The following is a 24,788-nucleotide window of genomic DNA, read 5'->3' on the forward strand; positions in this document are numbered from 1 at the left end:
CATGGAGGATTAGCTCAGTTGGGAGAGCGTCTGCCTTACAAGCAGAGGGTCACAGGTTCGAGCCCTGTATCCTCCATATACTGATATTACATCAGTAATAGTTTAATATGTTACATCATGAGTGTAATGGCTCGGTAGCTCAGTCGGTAGAGCAATGGATTGAAGCTCCATGTGTCGGCGGTTCGATTCCGTCCCGCGCCATTTATGGAAGGGTAGCGAAGTCTGGCTAAACGCGGCGGACTGTAAATCCGCTCCTTCGGGTTCGGTGGTTCGAATCCACTCCCTTCCATTTTTTATAGGGATATAGTTCAATGGTAGAACAACGGTCTCCAAAACCGTCGATGTGGGTTCAACTCCTACTATCCCTGCCATGATGGCGGTATTGGCGAAGTGGTTAACGCACCGGATTGTGGCTCCGGCACGCGTGGGTTCGATTCCCACATACCGCCCTTTGATTGGGTTATAGCCAAGTGGTAAGGCAATGGACTTTGACTCCATCATGCGCTGGTTCGACCCCAGCTAACCCAATTTGCTTGGGCAATAAAATGATGGCGGTATAGCCAAGTGGTAAGGCAGAGGTCTGCAAAACCTTCATCACCGGTTCAAATCCGGTTACCGCCTTTCCTGTGACGGTTATCATCCTGATCAGTAAGGTTCCAAGTTTTTAATGTTATGCCGGCGTGGCGGAATTGGCAGACGCGCTGGACTCAAAATCCAGTTCCCGTTGAGGGAGTATCGGTTCGACCCCGATCGCCGGTACTAAGAGATTCATCAGAAGCTCTAAGTACCTTGAGAAGTCTTCATATCATTGATATGGAGGCTTTTCTTTTTGCCTACAATCTACATATGACAACAGGATCAAGCCATCAAATGCAGAAAATCCCTCGTGCCCTGGTAAGTAGCAGTGCTTACTAAGGACGAGGGACCTTTTTTAGTTCTCTTTTTCAAGTTCAATCATTTCATCTAACACTTGGCCAGGTGTTTTTTTTAATACTTGTGCAGTTGCTTTTAGAATACGACCAGAAATACTATTGGTGCCACCCTTAGAATCACTAACTCGTTGCAAGGTAGAGGCTCCAACAGCGTCTCTTTGGTAATCTGGTAACGTGTAATCTCGTGTTGGCCTAAGTACTTTTGAAAAATACTCATTAAAAATGGTCTCCTTAATATTACAATTATCGAGTTAGCCATTCTAGTAGTGCAATGCTCAATACGTTATATGATGCTATTTGATTTCAGTCTCGTTTTGGTCATTCAACAGTTGTTGACGGTCAGAAATTAGGGACAAAAAATCTGTCAAGTCATCTTTAGTGGCCTGCTTTTTAATGAAATTGCGAGCAGTAGATCGTGAATTAATGTAGCGCATACGTTCTTTGTGTTCTGTATCCCATTTCTTGTTGGCACGCTTCTTTGCCTCGGTATATTCAGCCATATAAAAAACCTCCTGATTAGTTTACATTATCAAAGATAATTCAAATGATCAAAGTGCTAATTGCGACATAATTAGTATATTTCTTAGTTATGTCGCAATTAGGGTAGCTTTGTTTAAAAATGTGATAAAAAACAGAAAGCTTATTAAGCTAGTCATTTGTATTGATTTTCCATCTGAATCTCACCGGATGTTTCCATGGAATCTGGGGTAGCTTTTAGTGCTTGTTCTTGAGTCATACCATCGTGTTCCATCTTGTAAGCAGCAGGTGACATTCCATATTTATTCAGAAAGCCCGTCAAAGTAGTTGGTTCAGAGTTGGCTGATGATTGAGATTGACTTGCGGCTACTTGTTTACTACTTTGTTGTGCTGCGATTGACGAGCTGGCGGCACTGGCAGAACTTGCTTTATCTTCAGAGTGTTTTTTTGCAATTGAGGACGCTTTGGTCTTGCGCTCAATCTTCGCCTTACTTTCAGATATGGCTTTACTAGAATCTACCGCTTTTTTCTTGTTGTTAGCAACTAAGCTACTGGACTTGGTATTGGCGTTATCTTTACTTTGGGTACTACTGCATCCTACCAGTAAAAGACCGCTTAATAAAATGCCGGCCAGGATTAATCCTTTGTTCAATTGACTCACTCCAAAAAAGTCAGCTTTTAGAGACTTCAGTATTTGGTCGATGGTGCATCTTAAATACATCATAAATAACTAAAAACACGGCGTCTAGCTTAAATATGCTAGATGCCGTGTGTCATTACTTAGTCAACCAACGACTATTCAGTCGGTTCGTCACCCAAAAGTAGTGTTGATTGGTGGTTAAGCCGTGCCCTTTAACAACCCAATGCCAGCTGGCACCACCATTAATTGCCTCAATTGTAGTTCCAGGTTTCAAATAGACCTTAGCTACAAAATGATCCTTATAGGCTGGGGTCATGACCTTAACTTTATAGGCCCAGGTGCCCTTGCGAATCCGGACACGATGAAAATGATACCAATAACGTGAATTGCCGGCTGGTAAGCTAGCAGCGTTTACTATGCTCGGCTGTGCTAAGGCTAGAGTCCCCATACTTAGCATTAAGCTGACTAATCCCAATAATGTTTTATTAATTCGCATCTTAAAACGCCCCCCATACATAAATAACTGGATTTATTATGCGCTATTTTTAAAATAATACAACTGATCAGATTAGGGTACAGTATTGATCTAGTATTTGAACCAGTGTGTGCTATTAGTTCGTGCATAGTAAACAGTACGACCATGGCCTTTGACATGCAGCATATAGCCATCTTTTCCCATATGATAGAATGCCGCCAGCGTAATTGAACGACCACGTTTTAAGTGTAGACGTTTGCCAAGCCGATTATCTGCAAAACAATCACCTTGAATAAACCGATAAACGGTCGTTGGTCGGGTGACGTAGGCATGACGATAGTAGCTGGCCTGTGCGGACAAGGAACCAGCAGGTAATAATAAGCCAAGTGCTAAAACTGCAGTTAAAAGTTGATGCTTGAATTTCAAAATGTTCCCCTCCAAAGTAAAGTGATCTGTAAAAATAATCCTTTTTCAATATACGCTAACCTTGACGCAACGGGAAGGGTATACTAAAAATAAGCTTATTTTGAACGAGGAGCGACGTCATGCCAACAATTCAAAGTTTATACGATCCTAATCGACCAACGTTATTATTATCCTTACATCCAGAAAACACGCAAGCCATCCTGACGCAAACTAAACGATTCGAATATCGCCGACGGTTTTATCAGGACGCTTTTCAGGCTTTCGTTTACACAACTGGGCCAAACGGTGGGGTCGACTTATTTATTCAATGTGAGACACCGATTCGGGGAACTGCCGATGAACTCGCCCAACTTGAACAAGCTGATCCTGAATCATTACGGCAATACTTTGCGGGCTTAGAATCCGGTCTCGCAATTCCAATCAGCAAAGTTGTAGAATTACCCAAACTCAGTTTAGCAACGCTTAAAACGCGTTTCTCGAACTTTGTGGCGCCACGCAGTTATGTCTTTTTAGATCGACCAGCGCGTCAAGCACAATTTGCCTACTTTTTTCAACAACCGGTTAGTCGAATGATGGTCAACGAAAAAAAGCCCCGCTAATTAGCGAGGCTGACGAACTTACTTAATTATTTTTTCATAGACGTAGCAGACGTCATCTTGATGATAAACGCCGACCATTTCGCCAACTTGTTCGAATTTCATTTTACCGATTAAATGTTGCATTGGGAGATTATCCGCATGAGTATCAATCCGAATACTTTTAATTTCAGGATGACGGCGGATGATGTGATCAATAATCTTTTCGAATAATTGCGTGGCGTAGCCGTTACCGGCATGATTAGAATGGATCGCCACACGATGAATTACCATATAAGGTTCAGTGGTATTCAACCATTTGGCATTAGCCGTGTCGTAAGTGGCATCAGGTGATGGTACAACCGCAACGGCGCCGACTGTGGCTTGATCATCGGCGTGGAATAAGTATGCTGAACCATTCATAATATCTTCAGTAATTTGGTTACGGGAAGGGTAATCGCCTTGCCATTGGTTGACCCCGGCTTCGGCTAATTGGTTACGACCATCGCTCAAAATATCGATGATCGTGTCTAAATCATTTAAAGTGGCTTTTTCAAAGTACATGTGACGTAACTCCTCTCTTAAATCCTCAACTTGGCTTGCAAGCTGACTTAAACAGTATACAGAAAATTCGTTAAATTGAAAGAATTTGACCTCAAAACTTAGAATATTTTTATTGTCCGATTTTTCGTAAAATTGCCGCAGCTTGGGCATCTAATTGATATTTGGCATTGTAAGCGGCTACGGCTGATGGATCGTATTGATAAGCGCCAGTTGATAGTGTTTGTTCATAGAATGGCAAGTAGGGCAGCTTGTGGTCACGGGCAATTTGGATGGCCTGTTGCCAATCAAAAGGCACTTGGCGATAATCAATCTGTTGCAAGCCATTTTCATCAATCGTCAATAATAAATACATGGCTTGATGTTGACGTAAGGCCGGTCGCAGCGCAGTTGGTAAGCCGACGGTACCGGCATTTAAGATCAACTGACCATCACTGGAATAGCGCATTAGGGGTTGGTGAGTATGCGCGTAGATGATGACGTCAGGATTACCCGTCGCAGCTTGATCAAAGTTAGCTTGCGGGGCGGTCGGTGCTAGCGTGTGACCACTCGCAAAATTTGGTAAAACATGTTGCAAACGAAAGGTTAAACGGCCAACTTTTTTGGTCACGGTTAAGGGTAAATGCATTAATTGTTCAAAATGCGCCGACGACAATTGTTGGCGATCATAAGCCGTTAAAATGGTCGCCATGACTTGTTTCGGTTTAGTAAAGTTTTCCGGTGTTGCGGTTAAAACTTTCTGATAGTTCTGTTCATGATTGCCTAACACGTAAGCGCTGGGGGCAACGGTTTCTAATAATTGTAAGCAACGTTCAGCTTCAGGACCACGGACAGTAATATCGCCGACTGTCCAATAATCGGTCACTTGTTGGGCTTTAGCATCGGCCAAAACGGCAGTTAGGGCAGTGGCATTGCCATGAATGTCCGACAAGACAGCGATTCTTTGTAACATGTGATAACCTCCAATTAATCCTTAACTAATTATTTACAGACTTAAACATTTCTTCTCGATTTTGTTAACCGGCTGTAACTGGTCTGCAAAGTTTACGCAACTTAACTTTGTTACGCTATTGATTGGAACGAACGAAATATATCAGCACGTATATTCAAGCCAATTCGTTTCAGGCCGTTGTCATCCGAACGATGATAACGGCTTTTATTTTACCGAAAAATACGACAAAACTAAATTAAAATAGAATTAGGGTTGACAGTGCAAAATGAGAATGCTTTAATATAAACATCAACTTAACGGAAAGGAAAGATAATTATGACTCAACTACTCACCACCAACGCGTATTATTTTGGCTTTTATTACTTTAGGTAGCGTTCGTATCAGTTTCTTAGATGCGGACGGTAAACACGTTCGTGTCTAAGGTGAGCAAAGTCATTTTTGTCTTTGACCAGCTAGACACCAGAAGTCTAGCTGGGATAAAATCCAATTATTCCATCGTGGTTTTTTAAGCCAGCTAGATTTCTAAATCTAGCTGGCTTTTTTGTTTTTCTAATTCGTTTTTAATCATCTAAGGAGTGACCGCGATGCAACGTCGAACATTATCTTTAAGTTTATACCTCAATTACTTAGTACACGGGATTGGGCTCATTATTTTGACCCAAAACATGCAAGCCTTAAGCCAACATTGGCAAACGCCAATCGCCACCGTTTCTTACGTGGTTTCTGGGATCGGGGTTGGGCGATTATTAGCCTACTTCTTATTCGGAAAATTATCTGATCGTTATGGCCGAAAGTTATTTATCAATCTAGGGATGGTCAGCTACTTGATCTTCTTCATCGGTATGGCGTTTGTGACCAACATTCAAGTCGCATACGGGTTAGCCATTTTAGCTGGGATTGCCAATTCAGCTTTAGATTCAGGGACATACACAACGTTTATTGAAATGGGTGGCCGTCAAGGGTCAGCTAATGTCTTAATCAAAGCGTTCATGTCCGCTGGTGAATTCATCTTGCCATTGTTCATTGCTAGCTTAGAAAGTACCAATCAATGGTACGGCTGGTCATTCTTACTAGCTGCCGTTATTTTACTCGTTAACTTGGTCTTACTTAATCGGCAAACCTTCCCAGTACGGAATCAAACCGATGCTAGTGATACTGCCCAAACACAACCATTACCAAAATGGCGGCGGGGTGTTGCCAGCGTGAGCTTAGCCGGTTACGGTTACACGTCAATGGCGGTCATGATCTTGTACACCCAATGGATCAGTTTATTTGTCACTAGTGAAATGGGTTACTCACGGGTCTTGGCCCACTTATTGCTATCGCTTTACAGTATCGGGTCCATTACCGGGGTGTTAGTGACCTTCTGGTTGCTACATCGCGGCATGGCTGAAGGTAAATTATTAGTCACGATGAATGCTAGTGCGTTAGTGGCGTTACTCGTGGTTTGCTACACCAACTGGTCATGGCTATCAATTATCGCCTCCTTCATGTTTGGTTTCACCGCTGCTGGTGGGATGATGCAAGTTGGTTTGAACTTATTTATCCGTTTATACCCACGTGCCAAAGGGACGGTTACTGGCATCTTCTTTACATTTGGCAGTATCGCCGCCTTCACGATTCCAATTGTGACTGGCTGGTTATCCAAACAAAGTATTGGCGCAGCGATGCGTTTTGATTTGATCATTGGCTTAGCTGGCGTCATTTGTGTGGCAACCGCGGTTTGGGCTTTACGCGCAACTAAAACGCTTGACCACGAACGCCAACAAATTAACCAGATTGATCAACAAATTATTCACTTACTCAATCAACGTTTTGACACGGTCACCACGATTGGTGAACTCAAACAGGCGGCACAATTACCCGTTTTAGATGCGAGTCGCGAAGCTGTTGTCCTAGATCGCGTGGCGCAAAAGAGTCAAGCGGCAGCCCACACACCATATTTACAAGCTATTTACGAAGCCATTATGGCCAATTCACGAGCTTATCAAACCGCTCGAAAAACGACTGAAACTCAAGTAACGACCACCGCGTCGAAGGAGGAACTATCACATGATTAATTACGTCACTGCAGGAGAATCACACGGTCCACAACTTACTGGGATTTTAACTGGAATTCCCGCTGGTTTAACTTTAGATATTGAGGCGATCAACGCTGGTTTAGCGGCTCGTCAAGGGGGCTTTGGCCGTGGCAATCGCCAACAAATTGAACATGATACGGTGACGGTTACTGGTGGGTTACGACATGGCGTGACACTTGGCTCACCATTAGCATTAACGATTCAAAATCGCGATCATGCGCATTGGTCAGATATTATGAACCCAACGAGTCCGGCGACCCCAGAAAATACCTTGCGACAAGTTACCCGCCCACGTCCGGGCCATGCCGATTTAGTCGGTGGGATGAAATACGGTCATCGTGATTTACGAAACGTTTTGGAACGCTCATCGGCCCGTGAAACGGCGATGCGCGTGGCGATTGGGCAAGTTTGTAAACAACTCTTAGCGCAACTTGGCATTGAACTCGTGGGTTACGTCCAACAAATCGGGTCAATCACCGCCGATGCCACAGAAGCGAGTGTTACGGTCGCTGAATTAAACGATGCCATTACGACCAATGATTTACGAATTACCGATCAAACGAAAGTTGATGAGATTCATGATCTGATTACCGCCACGAAAAAGGCTGGCGATACGTTGGGCGGCGTGATTCGCGTCGTTGCGACCAACGTGCCAGCGGGATTAGGCAGTTACACCAACTGGGACACTAAGTTAGACGGGCAATTAGCCGCCGCAGTGATGGGTGTGAATGCGATGAAAGGTGTCGAAATTGGAGATGGCTTTGCCGCTGCCGGGAGTTATGGAAGCCAAGTGATGGATGAAATCGATTGGCATGCCGAAGACGGTTGGTCACGATTGACGAATCACCTAGGCGGTTTTGAAGGTGGCATGACTAATGGAATGCCAATTATTGTCAAAGCGGCGATGAAGCCGATCCCAACGCTATACAAACCGTTACAAAGTGTTGATATTCAAACGAAAGCGGTCCAAAAAGCCAGTGTTGAACGATCAGATACCACGGCAATTGTGCCAGCGTCGATTGTCGTTGAAAGTGTGGTCGCCATCGAATTGGCGAAGGCCTTAACGGCAACCTTTGATGGTAGTAACTTAGCACGTTTGCAAACGACTATCCAAACTTACCGCGACGAATTGCAGGCCTACTAATGCGGTTGCATACGTTAGGTCCGGCGGTGACCGATAGTTACGCGGCGGCCCAATATTACAACGAAACTGCCTGTGAGGGCCAAGCTGAAATTATCGGGCATCCGAGTTTTGAAACGATTTTAACGCATTTAACAGCCTATGCCGGCGATTGGCTCATTATTCCAGCGGCGTTTCAGTCGCCAAGTTTACAAGCCAGTTGGGGTGATATCCATTACGCGTTACTTAGTCAGATGACCTTGACCACTTGTTTTATGACTGAACTCGATCCATTGGTCGTGGTTGCCCGAACCGATGCTGATAATCGAATCGGGTATACGCACGCCGCGACCGCCCAATTATTAAAACGAACGGTGAGCAATGTGGTCGTTCAAACGGCGGCCAGCAAGTTTTTGGCTTATCAACAATATCAAGAAAATCAAGCCGGCTATGTGTTGACGAATGAAAAAAACGTCACTTTGTCGGCCAACGAAAAAATACTAAAACGGCTCACGCCATCGATGGTGTGGTGCGTTTATCAGATTAAGGATGATGACACATGCAAACATTAACGTCACGCCCCGCCACGGGGTTACAAGGAACATTAACAGTGCCGGGGGATAAAAGTATTTCCCATCGTGGCCTAATGTTAGGGGCAATTAGTATGGGTCAAACGACCTTAACCAACTTTTTACCAGCTGATGATTGTTTATCGACATTAACGGCGCTGCAACAATTAGGTATCGACATTAATCGCGATGACACTACAGTCACGATTCAAGGACGCGGCTTACATGGCTTAACGGCATCGGCTCAACCACTCGATATGGGCAATGCTGGCACCGCGACGCGTTTGATGGCTGGGTTATTAGCCGGACAAACTTTTGACAGTACGCTAGTTGGCGATGCCTCGCTCAGTCAACGACCGATGGCGCGGGTCCAACAGCCGTTAGCGACAATGGGGGCGGAGATTGACTTAACCGATGGGCATTTGCCGATGCATATTCATGGGCGATCACTAATGGCGGCCGATCATTACCCGTTACAAGTCGCCAGTGCCCAAGTCAAAAGTGCCTTAATTTTGGCAGCAATTCAGGCACCAACTGCCAGTACAATTATTGAAAAGTTACCGACCCGCGACCATACAGAACGGCTGTTAAACGCGTTTGGTGGCGATGTTCAAACCGCCGCCGATGGTCGAACGATTACGATTCAACCGCAACCTAAGTTGCAAGGACAAGCGGTGACGGTTCCGGGCGATATGTCATCAGCGGCTTTCTTCATGACTGCTGCCAGCATTGTTCCTGGGTCTAACATACGTTTGACCCAAGTTGGGCTTAACCCTACGCGAACTGGGTTACTCAATGTTTTACAAAGAATGGGTGGCGATGTGACGGTAACTTCGGCAAAAAGTGTTGGTGAACCACTAGGCACGGTAACTGTAAAAGCCGCATCATTAAACCCAATTGATTTAGGGGCCGAAGATATTCCAGCGGTGATTGATGAATTACCATTAGTAGCCTTGTTAGCTGCGACCGCCGATGGGGTGAGCCATATTACAGGGGCCGAAGAACTACGCTTCAAAGAAACAGATCGGATTGCCACCATCGTGACTGAATTGCAGAAATTAGGTGTGGCTATTACCGAACAACCGGATGGCTTCACGATTGATGGTCGTGGTGACTGGCAGCTTCAAACGCCAGTCTTTGACAGTCATGGTGATCATCGAATCGGCATGATGATGGCGGTAGCGGCTTTGCGATTAACTGAAACCACAACGTTAGCTGATGAAGCTGCGATTAATATTTCTTACCCACGATTCTTTACAGATTTACAACACTTACTACCAACGGAGGTGAGCAACGCATGACACAAGTCTTAATCAAAGGGTTCGGCTTAATTGGGAGTTCGCTCGCGTTAGCCATTCGCCAAGCACATCCAGATGTGACAATTGTTGGTCAAGACGTGCAATCAGCCAGTTTAACTTATGCGTTAGATCACCAGCTAATTGATGCAACGGCGACAGAATTAACGACGGCCGCCCCACAAGCGGATGTGATTATTTTAGCGGGGCCCGTCAGTGTGATTTGTGACGACTTAGCGATCTTAGCCACGTTGCCATTAAAACCACAAGTACTCATTACCGATGTTGGGAGTACCAAGCAAACGGTCTTAAAAGCAGCCCGACCGTTGCAACAACGAGGATTTACGTTTGTCGGTGGTCATCCGATGGCCGGCTCACACAAAGCTGGTGTTCAAGCGGGGCGGGCGGATTTGTTTGAAAATGCCTACTATTTCTTAGTTCCCGGTTTAGCGCCGCAAAGTGCCTTGGATAACTTACAGACCTTATTACAAGCTACTCATGTTAAATGGTTAACGGTTACGCCCAAGCAACATGATCGCTTAGTGGCGCAACTGAGTCATTTACCACACATTGTGGCTGCCGCGTTAGTGAATCAAACCCAAGCGGCCTTGGCAGATTCACCATTGGGCCTACGGTTAGCAGCGGGTGGGTTTAAAAGCATTACCCGAATTGCCTCAGCTGATCCCACCATGTGGACCGCCATTTTACAAAACAATGCCGATTTGATTATCCAACAGTTGCAGGCTTATCAAGCTGAATTGGCTGAGATTCAAACGGCGATTGCCGCTCAAGATACGGCGCAATTAACGCAATTCTTTGCGGCTGCGAAAACGACTCGGGATCATTTGGGACCTGAACATCTCGGCAGTTTACCGAACTTTTACGATTTATTCTTAAACATTCCTGATCAAGTCGGGGCACTCGCCGATGTGACGCAACGGTTAGCGGCGGCTGAGTTGAGTTTAGTGAATATTCATATTTTAGAAATTCGCGAAGAAGTCGATGGCGTCTTACAAGTGACGTTTGGTGATGCCGCTACTCGCGATCAAGCCGCAACGTTATTACAAGCAGCGGACTACCAAATTGTTAGGAGAGATTAGGATGCAAGCAATTTTAATTGGATTCATGGGCAGTGGTAAAACGACGGTCGGCCAACTCTTGGCAGCACAAACTGGGACGGAACATGCGGACTTAGATGATTTGATTGTGAGCAGTGCCGGTCAGGCGATTACGACCATTTTTGCGGAAAAAGGGGAAGGTTACTTCCGGCAATTGGAACAACAGACGTTAAGAGCGGCTTTGCAACAACCCGGTATTTTATCCACGGGTGGCGGTACGCCGACAATCGCGGCCAATGCGGCGATTTTAACAGCGAGTGCGGTGCCGGTGATTTTATTAGACGCCAGTGATGAGACGACGCTGCAACGAGTGATGGGCGATGCGAGTCGGCCATTAGTCAATGATTTGGATACGGATGCGTTGTTATCCTTAAAACATCGCCGGGCACCGTTATACGAAGCGACGGCTGATTTAGTGATTTCAACAGACACGTTGACGCCACAACAAATTGTCACGACGATTCAAGACTGGTTAGCGAAGCCCGCACAACAAGTGGCACAAGCTTAGCAATATTAGCTTGAAAACAGATTAAATCCCATGGTAGAACCGAGTCAGGTTCTGCCATGGGATTTGGTCTGTTTTTTTATGATGTGGTGAATGCGGCTTATTCATAGATGTCGTAGGAAAGTTTATCGAAGTCTGGCTCATCGACTGGGTCGGTTATTTTGCCGATTTCGATACTTTCGGTCAGCAACTCGTTGAAATTAGCCGACATAATTTCGTGGTGTTTCCGTTGAAAGTTGGTTAGACTTATCCAGGATGTTTGATCGTCTTCACTAATCACGCCATCGAGCTCCTCAGCTAAGTGTGCAACTAAGTTATAGAAGGCTTTTTGATTGAATGGTAGTTCAAGGGTGAATTCAGAATATACGACGACTACATTTTTGTTGTGTGTTTCATGAATATAAATATATGCTGCATCCTAATGAACCTTGACCTTGTTCCATTCTTTATTGAGGTCTGAAGGCATGATACCAAAGCCAAAGTCTGATAACGCGTTTAAGGCCTCGTTTGAACCCAAATGGTTTACCCAAGGATCAGGAGTTTTAATTTCCCAGATTCTTTGAGCTAATTGTTGGTAATCATCTTGTAGATCATGTTTTTTAATCTTAATAAACGCTCGCAAGCTAATTCCTCCTCGTAAATCTACCTTTATTGACATAGGACTATAGACCGCGGTGGCTGATTTTAAAAGGTTAACTATTCATTAGCGTATTGACCTAATAATTGAATTTAAAACATGATGCTAATACAAAAAGCCAGTCCTGAGTTGGTATTATCTCAACTCAAGGCTGGCTTTAATATTTAATCGTTCGATGTCAAACTAAGCTCATTCATAAAGGTTAACAATAATTTAGCGTAACCAGGATGATCGGTGTTGCTCTTAGCTTCTGCCTGCATTTCATGAAGGTTATCCGTAATGATACCGGTGACGCCCATGAACATCATCTGATCCATTTGATCAGTATCATCGATATCCCAAGCATAGACCGTCTTATGGTGACGATCCGCTTTATCCACGAATTGATCGTTTAGAGTGGTGACTTCCATCGTGTAACCGTTGGCCTTTGTATATGGGAAGGTCAAGTTATAGGGCATGATATAGCTGACAAATTGTTTTGAATCTAATGTTTTTAAGTCGTTCATGACTTTGTAACTCAACGTATGGACTTGCTCATGATTGGCTAGTAATTTCTTGCCATACCACTTGATAAAGTTTTTGGTATCTTGACGTCGATAAGCCGATGACGTCTTGATTTCAACGAGCAATTTTTGATGATGTTTAATGGCCGCGTTGAGATATTGGTCAAAACTTGGAATCTTGGCTTGATGGCCGTTTTCACGGACCGTGATCTTCTGCAATTGCTTCAAGGTAAGTTGGCTAGGCTTTTTATTGATCCCAGCTAAATTTTTGAGGCGCGTATCATGCATGACCACGAATTTATGGTCTTTAGTGACCTGAATATCCATCTCAACGTAGTCCGGCTTTTCACGGCTCGTTTTGATTAACGCTGGAATCGTGTTTTGAACGCCGTTGCCATCATCCACGCCACGATGAGAAATCATGAGTGGTTTAGAAATGGCTAAACCGTTTAAATAAACTAAATTGAAAACCACTAATAATCCACTAACTAACGTTAAACCAATCACCACGCCACTCCGAGTTAACCGCCGTAATCGTGGGGCTTCATTGAAATGTAATTGGTCGGCACTTGGTAAGCTAAGATCTTGGCGGTAACTGGCAATAATCAACATCATAAAAATTGCGGTTGTGTAGCAGATAATGATTTCGGTGATGACTTCCATGATGAATAAATTCACCGTAGCGGCCGCTATCCCAAAATTAGTGGTATCAAAATAAAGCTGTGCTAGGTATAACGCGGCATAGATGACTGTTACTAGCACGGTCACCATCCCTAAAATGATGATTGAATGCCAAAAGTAACGCCAGACCCGATGACGACTCTGCTGCCAACTTTGTTTAACCGCCACACGCCATGGCAATTGATCGATGATCATTAACGGTAGTAACGTCATTAGTCGTAACCCCAGATAACCGACAACTAAGTAGAACACAACGAGTGCCACAGCCATCCATGGTTTTTCTAACAAGAAACTGACAATAAATGCTGGAATCTTGGCTTTATTGAGCAGTGGGGTGGTGAATAGGTAACTCCCAAACGGTAAAATAACAATAAAATAGCCGATAAAAAAGATAAACGTACTAATGGACGTGTCATGCAAACTTTGAATGGTCTCTTGCATGACTGCTCGAACCGTTTTGAGCCGACCATTTAAAATATTGGTAATCCCGAGTAATAAGAACGCAAACTGCCAATAAACTAAAATAATAATGGCCAGTAAGATGACGAGCATGCCAAGCGCCGCTAAGGGATGCTTGACGATGATATTACCGAAATTTGTATAGGATACATAGGCTACGCCTTGGGATTTGAGTAACATTTCCAAAGCCCAATTAAAAAATGGAATTGCTAAATAACTGATGACTAGGTTAGTGCCAAAAATCAAGGCTACATAACTGCCCCAGTGTTGATAAAAGCGGCGGGTGCCAGCCCACCAAAAACGCCATGCCCCCATGGATAAGCCCCCTAAAATTGATTTAGTTATAGTTTAGCATATTCAGGTTAATGACTTCGGAAAAATTTAGTCATGTTAGGCAGGCGAATATTTGGATGATTGCACTAGACCAATACAAAGAAGACGCTGATTGTTTAATCAAGATGCGAATAAACGATGAAACTTTAATGCTGTTTTCATAATTTACTTACATCAGTGATCATGACGGTGTATAACAAAGTTAGGTAGACCAAAACACTAGATGATAGCTAAAGGAGCGTTTTAACTATGAATAAAACTAAACGAAATTTAACCATTGCTTTAACAAGTACCGTATTAGTCGGTGGTGTGGCTGTCGCACCGCAATTATTGCAGCATCAACAACCCAACACAACTGTCCAGGCCGCAACTAAAGCAAAGCCAAGTGGCACCAAGGCCCCTGGATCAACGAGTGGCAGTGGCGCTAAGTTGGCTGGTAAAACAACCGTTACCGGAACGAAAACGCTTAGCAATCAGACCATTAGAGCCACGACTGCGAATCAATCGGCGGTCTACGTCAAAAATGGTGGCAAGTTAACCTTAAACACAAGTAAGTTAACTAAAACGGGTAGCACAAGTAGCACTGATAGTAGTAATTTTTATGGGCAAAATGCCGGATTACTAGTCACCAAAGGCAGTCAAGCAACCGTCAATAAGTTAACTGAGACTACTCAAGCCACTGGTGCCAATGGGATCTTCGCAACTGGTAAGAATGCTAAAGTGACGGTGAAAAATTCAACAATTAAGACAACCAAATCCTCGTCACGTGGTCTTGACGCGACTTATAAGGGTAAAATTACGGCGACAAATACCAATATTTCTACCAAGGGTAGTCATTCAGCCGCGTTAGCGACCGATCGTGGCGGTGGTACGGTTAGCCTGACTAAGGGGACGTTGAAGACTGCCGGTGATGGCTCGCCAGTGATTTATTCTACTGGTGCGATTACGGCTAACAATGTGACTGGGACGGCAACTGGCGCTGAAGCGGCGGATATTGAAGGGTCAAACAGCATCACTGTCAAAAACTCGACTTTAACGGGGACTAAAAACAACGGGGTGATGTTGTATCAAAGCATGTCAGGTGATTCTACCGTTGGGACATCAGTCTTTACGATGACGAATGGACACTTAACGTCTAAAGTTAAGAGTGGTACTAAAGGAACGACCAATCATACTGGTGCGTTATTCTACGTAACGAATACCACGGCTAAAATTAATTTAACCAAGGTGAAATTAACGAATGCCTCGAACACGTTAATTCGATTAGCCAGTGATCGTTGGGGAACTAGTGGCAGCAATGGTGGTAAATTAACCTTTACGGCTAAGCAACAAACACTGAAGGGTAATATTTTAGTGGCTAAAGGTAGCACATTGAAGTTGAACTTAACAAGTGGCAGTAAATTTACCGGTGCCATTAATAGTGCTGACACAGCTGGCAAGACGACCGTGACCTTAAAGGGGAGTAATCAATGGTCAGTAACCAAAAACTCTCATGTGACGGCGTTGATTAGCACGAAGGCGGCTTTGAAGCATATTAAGTCGAATGGACACAATGTTTACTATACTAAGAGCAACAGTGCCAATAAATGGTTAAATGGTAAGACCTATAAGTTAGCTGGTGGTGGCAAGTTGATCGCTGAATAACTATAGTTGGAAAGCTAATTATGGTGATAGAAGTTGTATCGGAACTGGCTTGAGTAAGGCTAAATGAGCCACCTGCGCCAGTCAGTGATTCTGCCGACTGTGGGGACCGGTTCCAGCCAAAATGCGGGCTTCCACCTCGCTTTTAAGCCTAGCTAAAACCGCTAGTCTCAAAAGTCGTCCACATCGTAAGTCCGGGAAAACCACCCAGACTAACGATGTTTTCACGGTCGGCGCCATCACTGGCTGGCTTCGGTTATATTGCGAATACCAATCGCTACCATAACCGAGAGTACCTCCAAATTGAGCCTAGCCGTGGGAGCACTTAGCGATTTAGACTTAGAGTCTGGCGCTTTTGAAACACGTGCTTGGTGGATCAAAACGATGATTCAGATTTTAGCCGGATTAGTCAATAAAATCCTGATGAAACGCATTACTGCGGATCATCAGGATTTTTTTGGGTCAAATTAACTGCCAGATTAAGTTTAAATTTAATAAAGTAATGATTGTGGTTAAACCGTAGCCTAACCAAGTGACGATTGGGCGATTAACGTGAGTGCCCATCAGCCGAGAATTACTAGTTAGTGCCACCATTGGGTATAGCGTAAAAGGAAGGGCGATGCTCAAGGCGACCTGGGCATAAATAATTAAATTTTCAAAAGCTTGATCGGTAAACCCAACTGCCCAGCCAATGATGAAAATCGGAATTAAAGTGACCAGTCGAGTTAACAGCCGTCGTTGCCACAAAGGAAGTCGAATGTGTAAGTAGCCTTCCATCACGATTTGTCCAGCTAAGGTGCTGGTGATTGACGAAATTAGCCCAGTAATGAGTAAGGCAAAGGCGAACAAGGTGCTCATAAGCGGACTAGCTAAATGACCGACAATGGCGGGAGTCTTCAAGCCGCTGAAGACCGCTGCTAAACTAGCTAACTGATGATCGGTATGAAAGAACAAGGTACCACCAAGAATAAGTAATAATGCGTTGATAATAAAGGCAGCGATTAAATGGACCGTAGAATCCCACTTGGCAAAGCGTAACGCTTCATTGACTTGGGCGGGATTATGTTGATCATAGCGTCGACTCTGGGCCAACGAAGAATGCAAATACAAATTATGTGGCATGATCGTGGCACCTAAAATGCCTAAACTCAATACTAATGCAGCGTGATTCTTAAAAATCAAGCTAGTAGGGATGAGGCCAGTTAAGATGGCACCTGTTTGTGGTTGTGCACGGCCAACTTCAAGACCAAAGATGATGCCAACTGTTAGGATAGCCGCTAAAACAATGAATTCAATGCGACGAATGCCAAAGCGTAAGAAAACTAGTACAACTAAAACATCGGCAATCGTTAACAAAATGCCGGCAACAAGTGGCAAGTTGAATAGGAGTTTCAAGGCCACGGCAGTTCCAATGACCCCAGTCATGTCCGTTGCCATCATCGCAATTTCGTTCAATAACCATAAGCTGTACCGGACTGGTCGTGGCAACGTGACCGCGATGGCCTGAGCTAAATCTTGGCGTGCAATCACGCCCAATTTAATGGCGAGTGTTTGCATAAACATGGCCACAATAATGGCCATCAGTAAAACCGCTAATAAATGATAGCGAAACTGGCTGCCGCCGGCTAATGAGGTTAACCAATTACCTGGGTCCATATAACCAACGGCGACTAGCGCCCCTGGGCCACTGTAAGCTAAGAATTTTTGCCAAAAAGCCGATTGCGTCACATCTGGAACCGGCACACTTTGATTGATTTCCGATAAACTTTTTTGCGTCTCTTTAAGCATGGGTCGTCACCGCCAATTGTTGGCTTGCTAAATGGGCTAAGAATTGACTGAAAGTGGTGTCATCGTTCATCGGTGGGACGAGATCTAAGCGGTCACCACCGCTGGTCTTAAACGTTTGGTAGTTTTGGACGTAGTCTTCTTCCAAGGTTTCCAAACAATCGACAACAAATGATGGCGTGGCAATCAACACGTTTCGTTTGCCCATTTCAACGAGTGACATGAGTTCATTTTTTAAATATGGTTTTAACCATGGCATCGGGCCAAACTTTGATTGATAGGCGGTCATCACTTTGGCGCGTGCCGTGGGACTTAATCGTTCACAAATGGCTTGCGTGGTTGCGTCACACTGTTGTTGGTAAGGATCGCCGTGATGAACCATGGCCGTTGGAATACTATGGTAACTCATAATAATTGCATCGTAGTGGTGTTGATCGTAGCATCTTTGAATCTGATCAGCTAACAAGTCTTGGTAGATCGGTTGATCGTAAAAATGGGTGATAAATTTAAACGAAATCCCGGTCGCTTGGGCCTGTTGTTGAATACCAGCGTGAGTACTTTGGGTATACTGTGGGAAGAGCGGTAAGACCACGATATCAGTGTCGCCTCGTGCGTGCATCGCCGTCATGGTTTGATCGATGGCGGGGTCACCGTAAGTCATCGCTAACTGAACATCCCAGGTTGGTAACTCGGCTTGCACGAGTCGCTGAATCGCCTGTGAATTGACAATTAACGGGGAACCTTGTGGCAACCAACTGTCGCGATAAAACGTGGCTGAACGCCAAGCCCGCATTGGCAAGATAATCCCTCGTAAAAGTGGCTGCCAAATAGCTGGTGGCATTTCAATGACATTTTGATCACTTAGAAACGTTTTTAAATATGTTTTGACATCCTGAGTCTGCGGTGAGGCTGGGGAACCGAGATTAACTAATAATAAACCAGGTTGCATAGTCAACACTTCCTTATTTAAAGGTTCAAATTTATCTTCGCACAAACATTCGGCAAAAAGTAGTTAAAACGATTGATTTATAGCGATTATCACTTGATAAATAGTGCACGAGTTGGTGAGTTCACTTAATTTGAAAAGTTAACGATGGTAAAAGTAGGGCAGCAAGCTTACACTGAAAAGATAGAGAGTGAGTGAGGATTATCAATACGTTAATGATGAGTTTATTACTGTTAGTTGTGGGAACTGTTGCTGGGATTGTCAGCACGGTGGGCGGTCTAGCGTCGCTAGTGTCTTACCCAGCCCTATTGGCGTTAGGGCTACCGCCAGTAACGGCCAATGTCACAAATACGGCGGGATTAGTTTTTACGGGAGTCGGTTCGGCGGTCGCGTCACGGCGAGAATTGAAAGGCCATGGTCGCGATTTGATTATGTTACTGCCCTTGACGATTGTTGGGTGTATTGTGGGATCAATTTTATTATTTGTGATTCCAGCAGCGACCTTTCAAAAAGTGGTGCCGTTTTTTATTCTAGCGGCGGGTATTTTAGTGTTGATCCCTCGGCATATTCAAGTGAGAACGAGCGGTGAACCTGCCACTTTTTCTTGGCGAACATTGGGTGCTTGGATCGGTGTTGTGTTAGTTGGGGTTTATAGTGGTTATTTTGGTGCAGCTGGTGGGGTGTTGATGTTATCGATGCTTTCTGTAATTAGCACGGCATCTTTTGCGGAATACAATGCCCAGAAAAATTTAACAATGGGTGCGGTTAATTGTGTCTCAGCGGTCATGTATGCCTTTCAGACCACGATTCCGTGGCATTTAGTTTGGCCACTTGGAATTGGGTTTTTAGTCGGTGGCTTAGTAGGTCCACAAATTGTGCGCTGGTTACCCGATCGGTTGACGAAGATTGTTATTGGGATTGGCGCGTTAGTTTTGGCTGGGAGTTTGTTTATGCAGGCTTATTAATCGAAAGTGGTTATGACTGCCGCCAGTGGTTGAACGTATTTTCATCACGGCCAGCCATCAGCCAAATTAATTTTTATTTAGCTAAGAAAGAGCACTAATTAGTGTTTTTAAAGTGCCAATCCGAGTCTGAATCGCTTCAATTTGACGTTGGATTGATGGAAATGGTATCTGTTTGTTTAATTGTTCTAGTTTAGTACGGCTAGCATTTAACTTCTGTTCTAATTCGGTAGCAAGTGATTTGAATTCAGTCGAGTTTGTTTGAGCGGCTGCAAATTGTGCCGCTACTAGCTGTGAAGTATATTTTTGAATTTCTTGAACAGTTTGGTCACATTCATTGGTTAATTCAATAAATTTAGCGTAGTCGGAACTGTTTAGAATAGTTTCTAATTCACTTTGATACTCACTAAGTTCAGCTTGATAACCGGCAATTTTAGTCGCCAATGCTTGTTGTTTAGCTGTTTCGGCGGATACGATAGGGGTAGTGGTATCAGTATTATTGCTGGTCGAAGTCGGTTGATTAGCAGTGGTTGATTTAGTGATAGGTTGTTCCTTAGTAACCGACTGTGTCATCTTTTTGGCAATTTTGGCGTGTTTAAACGTACGGGTACGATAACCTGCTTTAGTTGCTTTAATAGTAAAGGCCAAATTTTGATAGCTCTTTCTAGTTTTCAGTTTGAAAGTCCCTTTACGGGTAGTTTTGGTTTTGGTAACTAATTTTTGATTGGCATTGAACATTTTAATGGTTGCCTGCTTAGTTGTTTGTCCTGAAACTTCGTGTTTGGTCACCCTAATCTTTGTGATCGCAGCGACCATTTTTTGCTTGGCTTGACCTGTGATATTAGCGGTGTTTAATGCTAATCCTAGGATAGCCAATGTGGTCATTACCCACAGTAATATTCTTTTCATAATCAAAAACTCCTTTTATAATTTCCCCCTCTAAATAGAGTATCCGATAACGGGTTTAATTTCCACGAAAAAAACGTGATTTGAATGATTAACAGTCCATTCAAATCACGTTTCTAATGATTACAATCGAATCGTTGTATTGCCTAACTTTTCAATTAACTTCATATTTTCGCGGTAATCAACGGGAACGGTAATAATGTGTACACCCGTTTTAGCAGCAACGGCGGCTTTGAGAATCGGTTCAAATTCATCAGCTTTAGTAACTCGATAGCCTTTAGCGCCAAAGCTTTCTGCGTATTTAACGAAATCAGGATTGCTGAAATCAACTTCATCGTGATGTTGTAATTCCATGTCCATCTTCCATTTGATCAAGCCATATGAAGCGTCTTCCCAAATGACGATCACGAGATGTAAGTGATTACGCATCGCAGTTTCGATTTCTTGGGAGTTCATCATGAAACTCCCATCACCCATGACCGCCACAATTGTACGATCGGGGTAAGCCAACTTAGCACCAATGGCCCCAGGTAAGGTCCATGACATTGTCGATAATCCATTATCGATTAGGCACGTATTAGGTAGATAAGTTTGATACAATCGGGCCATCCACATTTTAACCGCACCTGTATCCACAAGCACGATCGCGTCATCGGCTAAAGCTTCGCGGGTATCGTTGACCACTTTTTGCGGCAACATTGGGAAAGCCTCACTAGCGGCACCCATTGCCAATTCTTTTTGGATCATCTGCCGAATCATTGGTTTACGGTTATCGAATTGGATTTCTTGCGCTTTCAACGCACTAATCAATGCCGCTAAGCTAGGGCGAATATTGGCAATGATGTTCAAAGTCACGTCATAATGACTATCTGTATCTTGGCGGAACATGTTGATATGAATGATCTTTTTGTCACCACGAGGATTGATCTTTTTCGGATCAAATTGTTGAATCGAAAAGCCAATCGCAATGATTAAATCAGCATCGTCAAAAGCAAAGTTTTCGTAATCTTTACGCATAAAGCCAACGACACCTAAGGCATGTTTATGCCGATCTGAAATGACCCCTTTACTCATAAAAGTGGTGGCGACTGGAATATTAAGCAACTCACTCAACTCACGGACATATTGTTCGGCGTGCTTCCAAGTGACCCCATCACCGGCTAAAATGACTGGATGTTTGGCAGCGGCAATTAATTCCACCGCTTTTGCAATATCACTGGCTGTAGGTTGCGTGACTGAGATTGGGGCAATAGGTAATGGTTGGCTATCTGGATCAGCTGAGGCCATTTCCACATCTTGTGGGACTGACAAGTAAGTTGCACCGGGTTTGTCACGTTTTGAAATGGAGAATGCTTTTCGGACCATTTCGGGTACCGCGCGTGGTGTGAGAACCATGTTGGCGTATTGGGTCACCGGTTTGAACATGGCAACTAAATCAATTACTTGATGGGATTCTTTGTGCAATCGATTTAAGCCACCTTGCGCACTAATAGCAACGAGTGGGGTGGATTGGGTTTCAGCATCAGCGACGCCTAGCAGCAAATTAATTGCACCGGGACCTAAAGTGGCGACGCACACACCGGGATTCCCCGTTAGTCGACCATAGACGCTAGCCATAAACGATGCCCCTTGTTCATGACGCGTTAAAATGAATTCAATTTGAGTTGATTGTTTAATTGCATCTACCAGATGAATATTTTCTTCACCAGGAATGCCGAAGACGTATTTGACGCCTTCATTTTCTAGACATTCTACTAATAGTTGCGCAGTATTACGAGACATTGTTGTCGACATGCTTAGACTTCCTTACGTTGTTTAAATTTTTGACTAAGATAATAACCGAGATAACAAATGACCACAAACGGCACGGTATAATATAGCGCAATTCGCTGGTTAGGATCAAACCAAATCAACAAACACGATAAGCCGCTTAAGATAAAGGCTAGCCATGGGACGACCGGGTAACCAGGCGTTCGATAAACCAAGTCTTTCGGATCGTTGCCAGCTTTGAGATAAGCTTTACGAAAGTTGATTTCAGATAAGGCAATCGCCATCCAAACGATAACGACTGCTAAACCGGAGATTGACACCAGCACTAAATAAACTGAACCGGCCGCATAAACACTAGACAGCAATGCTAAAATCCCGCCGAGCATACTGGTTGCGAGCGCAATCAGTGGGACGTCACGTTTAGTGGTACGTTTGAATACTTTGGGCAAGGTGCCTTCGTTAGCTAATGACCACAACATCCGAGTTGACGCATATAGCCCAGAATTTGCGGCCGACATGATCGCGGTTAAGACGACAAAATTCATCAAATCGGCTGCGTATGGGATACCAATTTCGTTAAAGACTAGCACGAATGGACTTTGGGTGACGCCGGCTTGTTTATAAGGAATTAATGCCGCCATCACGAACATACTCCCCACAAAGAAGATAATGAGACGCCAAAGCGTCGTCCGAATGGCAGTCGGAATGGTGTGGGCCGGATCTTTAGTTTCGCCGGCGGTAATACCGATCAGCTCAGTGCCAGAAAAGGCGAAGTTAACCGTGAGCATTGTGGTGAAGACGCCACCAAAACCATTTGGAAACCAGCCATTTTTCGTATAATTGCTTAAAAATGGCGCGTGATCATGGCCTTGTAAGTGAAAGACGCCGACCATTGCTAGGCCGCCAAGAATAATAAAGGCAATAATGGCGACTACTTTGATGCTGGCAAACCAGAATTCAGCTTCCGCGAACCAACGAACCGAAAGCGCGTTGATGGTAAAAATGACGACCATGAACAGTAAGCTCCAGATCCAAGTCGGGACGTGGGGAAACCAATGTTGCATAATCAGGCCGGCCGCGGTAAATTCCGAACCAAGCGCAATGGTCCAAGTGAGCCAATATAAAATCGCCACGGTAAAACCAGTTCCGGGGCCAATATACTTTTTGGCGTAGACATGAAAAGCGCCGGTATAGGGCATAGCCACAGCTAACTCGCCGAGACATAACATAACCAAGTACACCAAAATGGCGCCGATGGTATAGGCAATTAAAGTCCCAATTGGGCCGGCTTCATGAATGGTGTAACCGGAACTTAAAAAGAGACCGGTACCGATGACACCGCCAAGGGAGATCATCAACACGTGCCGGGATTCCATTTGGCGGTTTAAATGGGTTTGTTTAGACATAAATATGAACGGCCTTTCTGGTGTTTTTGAATTAATTAGAATAAAATGAGTAAATCGTCAATGCAATTAGAATAACATAAGTTTAGGGTAGAAAGGAACTTGATTCATGTCAGTTAATGAAATTAAACGCTTACTTGCCCATGGCCCAATCGTCAGTGATGGTGCCATGGCAACCGAACTAGAAAAACGGGGTGTCGCGACCGATAGTGCGTTGTGGTCGGCCACCGCGATGCTAGATCAACCAGAAGCAATTACGGCTGTTCATCAGAGCTATTTTGCGGCCGGTGCTCAAATTGCCACTACCAACACGTATCAAGCAAATGTGCCCGCGTTTGTTCAAGCTGGAATTGAAGCCCCAGTGGCACGCCAATTGATTCAAAAAGCGGTCACCTTAGCCCAAACGGCCCGTGATACGACTGCGCCGGCTGGCTTGGTGGCGGGAAGTATCGGCCCATATGGGGCTTATTTGGCCGATGGTAGTGAATATACCGGTCATTATCAATTAGATGATGTGGCGTATCAAGAATTTCACCGTGAACGGCTCCAACTCGTCACTGAAGCTGGTGTGGATTTGTTGGCCTTAGAAACGATGCCAAATTTTGCGGAAGTACAGGCTTTAGTTAAGTTAGTGACGATTGATTTTGCGGATACGCCTTACTGGGTCAGTTTCAGTATTGAAGATCCCAACACGTTATGTGATGGGACGTCATTAGCTGAGGCGGCAAAATGGGTCGCACAACAACCAAATGTCGTGGCAGTTGGCGTTAACTGTACGCGGTTAGAAAATATTGAACCAGCCTTAAAAACATTACGACAAGCAGTTGAGATCCCATTAATCGTTTATCCAAATTCAGGAGATCAATATGATCCCGTGACAAAGACCTGGCAACCAACAGCGGCATCTGAGCAGTCGTATGCGGATTGGGTGCCTAGTTGGTTAGCGGCCGGCGCCCAAATTATTGGCGGTTGTTGTCGAACCACACCAGCCGATATCGCTGCGGCAGCACAAGTGATAAAAGCTAGCCACAATTAA

Annotated in this window: 24 protein-coding genes and 8 tRNA genes; 18 read left to right on the forward strand and 14 right to left on the reverse strand. The window is 44.4% G+C overall.

What is annotated here, in order from left to right; translation table 11 throughout:
* The first annotated feature begins 3 nt into the window (after positions 1–3).
* The 8 genes from FFM84_RS00005 to FFM84_RS00040 all read left to right on the forward strand — a co-directional run bounded on the left by FFM84_RS00005 (position 4) and on the right by FFM84_RS00040 (position 759).
* Positions 4–76 (forward strand) — tRNA-Val (locus FFM84_RS00005).
* A 52-nt stretch (positions 77–128) separates the two neighbouring features.
* A tRNA-Phe gene (locus FFM84_RS00010) sits at positions 129–201 on the forward strand.
* A gap of 5 nt (positions 202–206) precedes the next feature.
* Positions 207–289 (forward strand) — tRNA-Tyr (locus tag FFM84_RS00015).
* Positions 290–297: 8 nt separating this feature from the next.
* Positions 298–371, forward strand: a tRNA-Trp gene (locus FFM84_RS00020).
* A 5-nt stretch (positions 372–376) separates the two neighbouring features.
* Positions 377–449, forward strand: a tRNA-His gene (locus FFM84_RS00025).
* Positions 450–456: 7 nt separating this feature from the next.
* A tRNA-Gln gene (locus FFM84_RS00030) sits at positions 457–528 on the forward strand.
* A gap of 22 nt (positions 529–550) precedes the next feature.
* Positions 551–621 (forward strand) — tRNA-Cys (locus FFM84_RS00035).
* Between the two features lie 53 nt (positions 622–674).
* Positions 675–759 (forward strand) — tRNA-Leu (locus FFM84_RS00040).
* A gap of 172 nt (positions 760–931) precedes the next feature.
* Here the strand turns inward: FFM84_RS00040 and FFM84_RS16360 are convergent.
* From FFM84_RS16360 to FFM84_RS00060, 5 genes are all read right to left on the reverse strand, one after another.
* Positions 932–1,066, reverse strand: coding sequence for a hypothetical protein (locus FFM84_RS16360; RefSeq protein ID WP_263854330.1), 135 nt, complete (start codon positions 1,064–1,066; stop codon positions 932–934).
* 159 nt (positions 1,067–1,225) lie between these two features.
* The gene (locus tag FFM84_RS00045) at positions 1,226–1,432 is read right to left on the reverse strand and encodes a hypothetical protein (protein WP_130846130.1); all 207 of its coding nucleotides are present in this window, start codon (positions 1,430–1,432) and stop codon (positions 1,226–1,228) included.
* A gap of 152 nt (positions 1,433–1,584) precedes the next feature.
* A complete protein-coding gene (locus FFM84_RS00050; protein ID WP_130846129.1) occupies positions 1,585–2,061 on the reverse strand; it encodes a hypothetical protein in 477 nt (158 codons plus the stop codon).
* A 124-nt stretch (positions 2,062–2,185) separates the two neighbouring features.
* A complete protein-coding gene (locus FFM84_RS00055) occupies positions 2,186–2,545 on the reverse strand; it encodes a hypothetical protein (RefSeq protein WP_130846128.1) in 360 nt (119 codons plus the stop codon).
* A gap of 90 nt (positions 2,546–2,635) precedes the next feature.
* Complete coding sequence (locus tag FFM84_RS00060) at positions 2,636–2,950, reverse strand: hypothetical protein (protein WP_130846127.1); 315 nt, start codon at positions 2,948–2,950, stop codon at positions 2,636–2,638.
* Positions 2,951–3,069: 119 nt separating this feature from the next.
* On the opposite strand from FFM84_RS00060, the gene FFM84_RS00065 reads away from it, so the two are divergent.
* Entirely contained in the window at positions 3,070–3,549 is a 480-nt protein-coding gene (locus tag FFM84_RS00065; RefSeq protein WP_130846126.1) for a hypothetical protein, read from the forward strand.
* Positions 3,550–3,567: 18 nt separating this feature from the next.
* On the opposite strand, the gene FFM84_RS00070 is transcribed toward FFM84_RS00065, so the two are convergent.
* Together FFM84_RS00070 and FFM84_RS00075 are read right to left on the reverse strand one after the other, a co-directional pair.
* Positions 3,568–4,089, reverse strand: a complete 522-nt coding sequence (locus tag FFM84_RS00070; protein WP_130846125.1) for a GNAT family N-acetyltransferase — start codon at positions 4,087–4,089, stop codon at positions 3,568–3,570.
* 109 nt (positions 4,090–4,198) lie between these two features.
* The gene (locus FFM84_RS00075; RefSeq protein WP_130846124.1) at positions 4,199–5,038 is read right to left on the reverse strand and encodes a metallophosphoesterase family protein; all 840 of its coding nucleotides are present in this window, start codon (positions 5,036–5,038) and stop codon (positions 4,199–4,201) included.
* A gap of 584 nt (positions 5,039–5,622) precedes the next feature.
* On the opposite strand from FFM84_RS00075, the gene FFM84_RS00080 reads away from it, so the two are divergent.
* From FFM84_RS00080 to FFM84_RS00105, 6 genes are read left to right on the forward strand one after another with little or no spacing between them, the layout of a single operon-like run.
* Complete coding sequence (locus tag FFM84_RS00080) at positions 5,623–7,098, forward strand: MFS transporter (protein WP_130846123.1); 1,476 nt, start codon at positions 5,623–5,625, stop codon at positions 7,096–7,098.
* On the forward strand, positions 7,091–8,263 hold the full coding sequence (aroC, locus tag FFM84_RS00085) for a chorismate synthase (RefSeq protein ID WP_130846122.1): 1,173 nt from the start codon (positions 7,091–7,093) through the stop codon (positions 8,261–8,263). Before FFM84_RS00080 ends, aroC begins: the two co-directional genes overlap by 8 nt.
* A complete protein-coding gene (locus tag FFM84_RS00090; RefSeq protein ID WP_130846121.1) occupies positions 8,263–8,811 on the forward strand; it encodes an amino acid biosynthesis protein in 549 nt (182 codons plus the stop codon). The genes aroC and FFM84_RS00090 overlap by 1 nt, the downstream gene beginning before the upstream one ends.
* Positions 8,799–10,109: a 3-phosphoshikimate 1-carboxyvinyltransferase gene (aroA, locus tag FFM84_RS00095; RefSeq protein WP_130846120.1), complete on the forward strand. Its 1,311-nt coding sequence runs from the start codon at positions 8,799–8,801 to the stop codon at positions 10,107–10,109. The genes FFM84_RS00090 and aroA overlap by 13 nt, the downstream gene beginning before the upstream one ends.
* Positions 10,106–11,203, forward strand: coding sequence for a prephenate dehydrogenase (locus tag FFM84_RS00100; RefSeq protein ID WP_130846119.1), 1,098 nt, complete (start codon positions 10,106–10,108; stop codon positions 11,201–11,203). Before aroA ends, FFM84_RS00100 begins: the two co-directional genes overlap by 4 nt.
* A 1-nt stretch (position 11,204) precedes the next feature.
* The gene (locus FFM84_RS00105) at positions 11,205–11,729 is read left to right on the forward strand and encodes a shikimate kinase (protein WP_130846118.1); all 525 of its coding nucleotides are present in this window, start codon (positions 11,205–11,207) and stop codon (positions 11,727–11,729) included.
* A gap of 415 nt (positions 11,730–12,144) precedes the next feature.
* Here the strand turns inward: FFM84_RS00105 and FFM84_RS00110 are convergent, their stop codons facing one another.
* Both FFM84_RS00110 and FFM84_RS00115 read right to left on the reverse strand, forming a co-directional pair.
* Positions 12,145–12,348, reverse strand: a complete 204-nt coding sequence (locus FFM84_RS00110) for a hypothetical protein (RefSeq protein WP_130846117.1) — start codon at positions 12,346–12,348, stop codon at positions 12,145–12,147.
* A 179-nt stretch (positions 12,349–12,527) separates the two neighbouring features.
* Positions 12,528–14,321: a glycerophosphoryl diester phosphodiesterase membrane domain-containing protein gene (locus FFM84_RS00115; protein WP_130846116.1), complete on the reverse strand. Its 1,794-nt coding sequence runs from the start codon at positions 14,319–14,321 to the stop codon at positions 12,528–12,530.
* Positions 14,322–14,588: 267 nt separating this feature from the next.
* Here FFM84_RS00115 and FFM84_RS00120 point away from each other — a divergent pair, with 267 nt between their 5' ends.
* On the forward strand, positions 14,589–15,983 hold the full coding sequence (locus tag FFM84_RS00120; RefSeq protein ID WP_130846115.1) for a hypothetical protein: 1,395 nt from the start codon (positions 14,589–14,591) through the stop codon (positions 15,981–15,983).
* 459 nt (positions 15,984–16,442) lie between these two features.
* Here FFM84_RS00120 and FFM84_RS00125 read toward each other — a convergent pair whose 3' ends face one another.
* Entirely contained in the window at positions 16,443–17,768 is a 1,326-nt protein-coding gene (locus tag FFM84_RS00125; RefSeq protein ID WP_130846114.1) for an Nramp family divalent metal transporter, read from the reverse strand.
* Positions 17,761–18,714: a ferrochelatase gene (hemH, locus tag FFM84_RS00130; protein WP_130846113.1), complete on the reverse strand. Its 954-nt coding sequence runs from the start codon at positions 18,712–18,714 to the stop codon at positions 17,761–17,763. Before hemH ends, FFM84_RS00125 begins: the two co-directional genes overlap by 8 nt.
* Before the next feature lie 212 nt (positions 18,715–18,926).
* On the opposite strand from hemH, the gene FFM84_RS00135 reads away from it, so the two are divergent.
* A complete protein-coding gene (locus FFM84_RS00135) occupies positions 18,927–19,676 on the forward strand; it encodes a sulfite exporter TauE/SafE family protein (RefSeq protein WP_130846112.1) in 750 nt (249 codons plus the stop codon).
* An 81-nt stretch (positions 19,677–19,757) separates the two neighbouring features.
* On the opposite strand, the gene FFM84_RS00140 is transcribed toward FFM84_RS00135, so the two are convergent.
* The 3 genes from FFM84_RS00140 to FFM84_RS00150 all read right to left on the reverse strand — a co-directional run bounded on the left by FFM84_RS00140 (position 19,758) and on the right by FFM84_RS00150 (position 23,755).
* Positions 19,758–20,582: a hypothetical protein gene (locus tag FFM84_RS00140; RefSeq protein ID WP_130846111.1), complete on the reverse strand. Its 825-nt coding sequence runs from the start codon at positions 20,580–20,582 to the stop codon at positions 19,758–19,760.
* Positions 20,583–20,702: 120 nt separating this feature from the next.
* Positions 20,703–22,373, reverse strand: coding sequence for an acetolactate synthase large subunit (locus FFM84_RS00145; RefSeq protein WP_130846110.1), 1,671 nt, complete (start codon positions 22,371–22,373; stop codon positions 20,703–20,705).
* A gap of 2 nt (positions 22,374–22,375) precedes the next feature.
* The gene (locus tag FFM84_RS00150; protein WP_130846109.1) at positions 22,376–23,755 is read right to left on the reverse strand and encodes an amino acid permease; all 1,380 of its coding nucleotides are present in this window, start codon (positions 23,753–23,755) and stop codon (positions 22,376–22,378) included.
* A 106-nt stretch (positions 23,756–23,861) separates the two neighbouring features.
* On the opposite strand from FFM84_RS00150, the gene mmuM reads away from it, so the two are divergent.
* On the forward strand, positions 23,862–24,788 hold the full coding sequence (gene mmuM, locus FFM84_RS00155) for a homocysteine S-methyltransferase (RefSeq protein ID WP_130846108.1): 927 nt from the start codon (positions 23,862–23,864) through the stop codon (positions 24,786–24,788).

Source organism: Lactiplantibacillus mudanjiangensis (genome assembly GCF_005405385.1).
Taxonomy (GTDB): domain Bacteria; phylum Bacillota; class Bacilli; order Lactobacillales; family Lactobacillaceae; genus Lactiplantibacillus; species Lactiplantibacillus mudanjiangensis.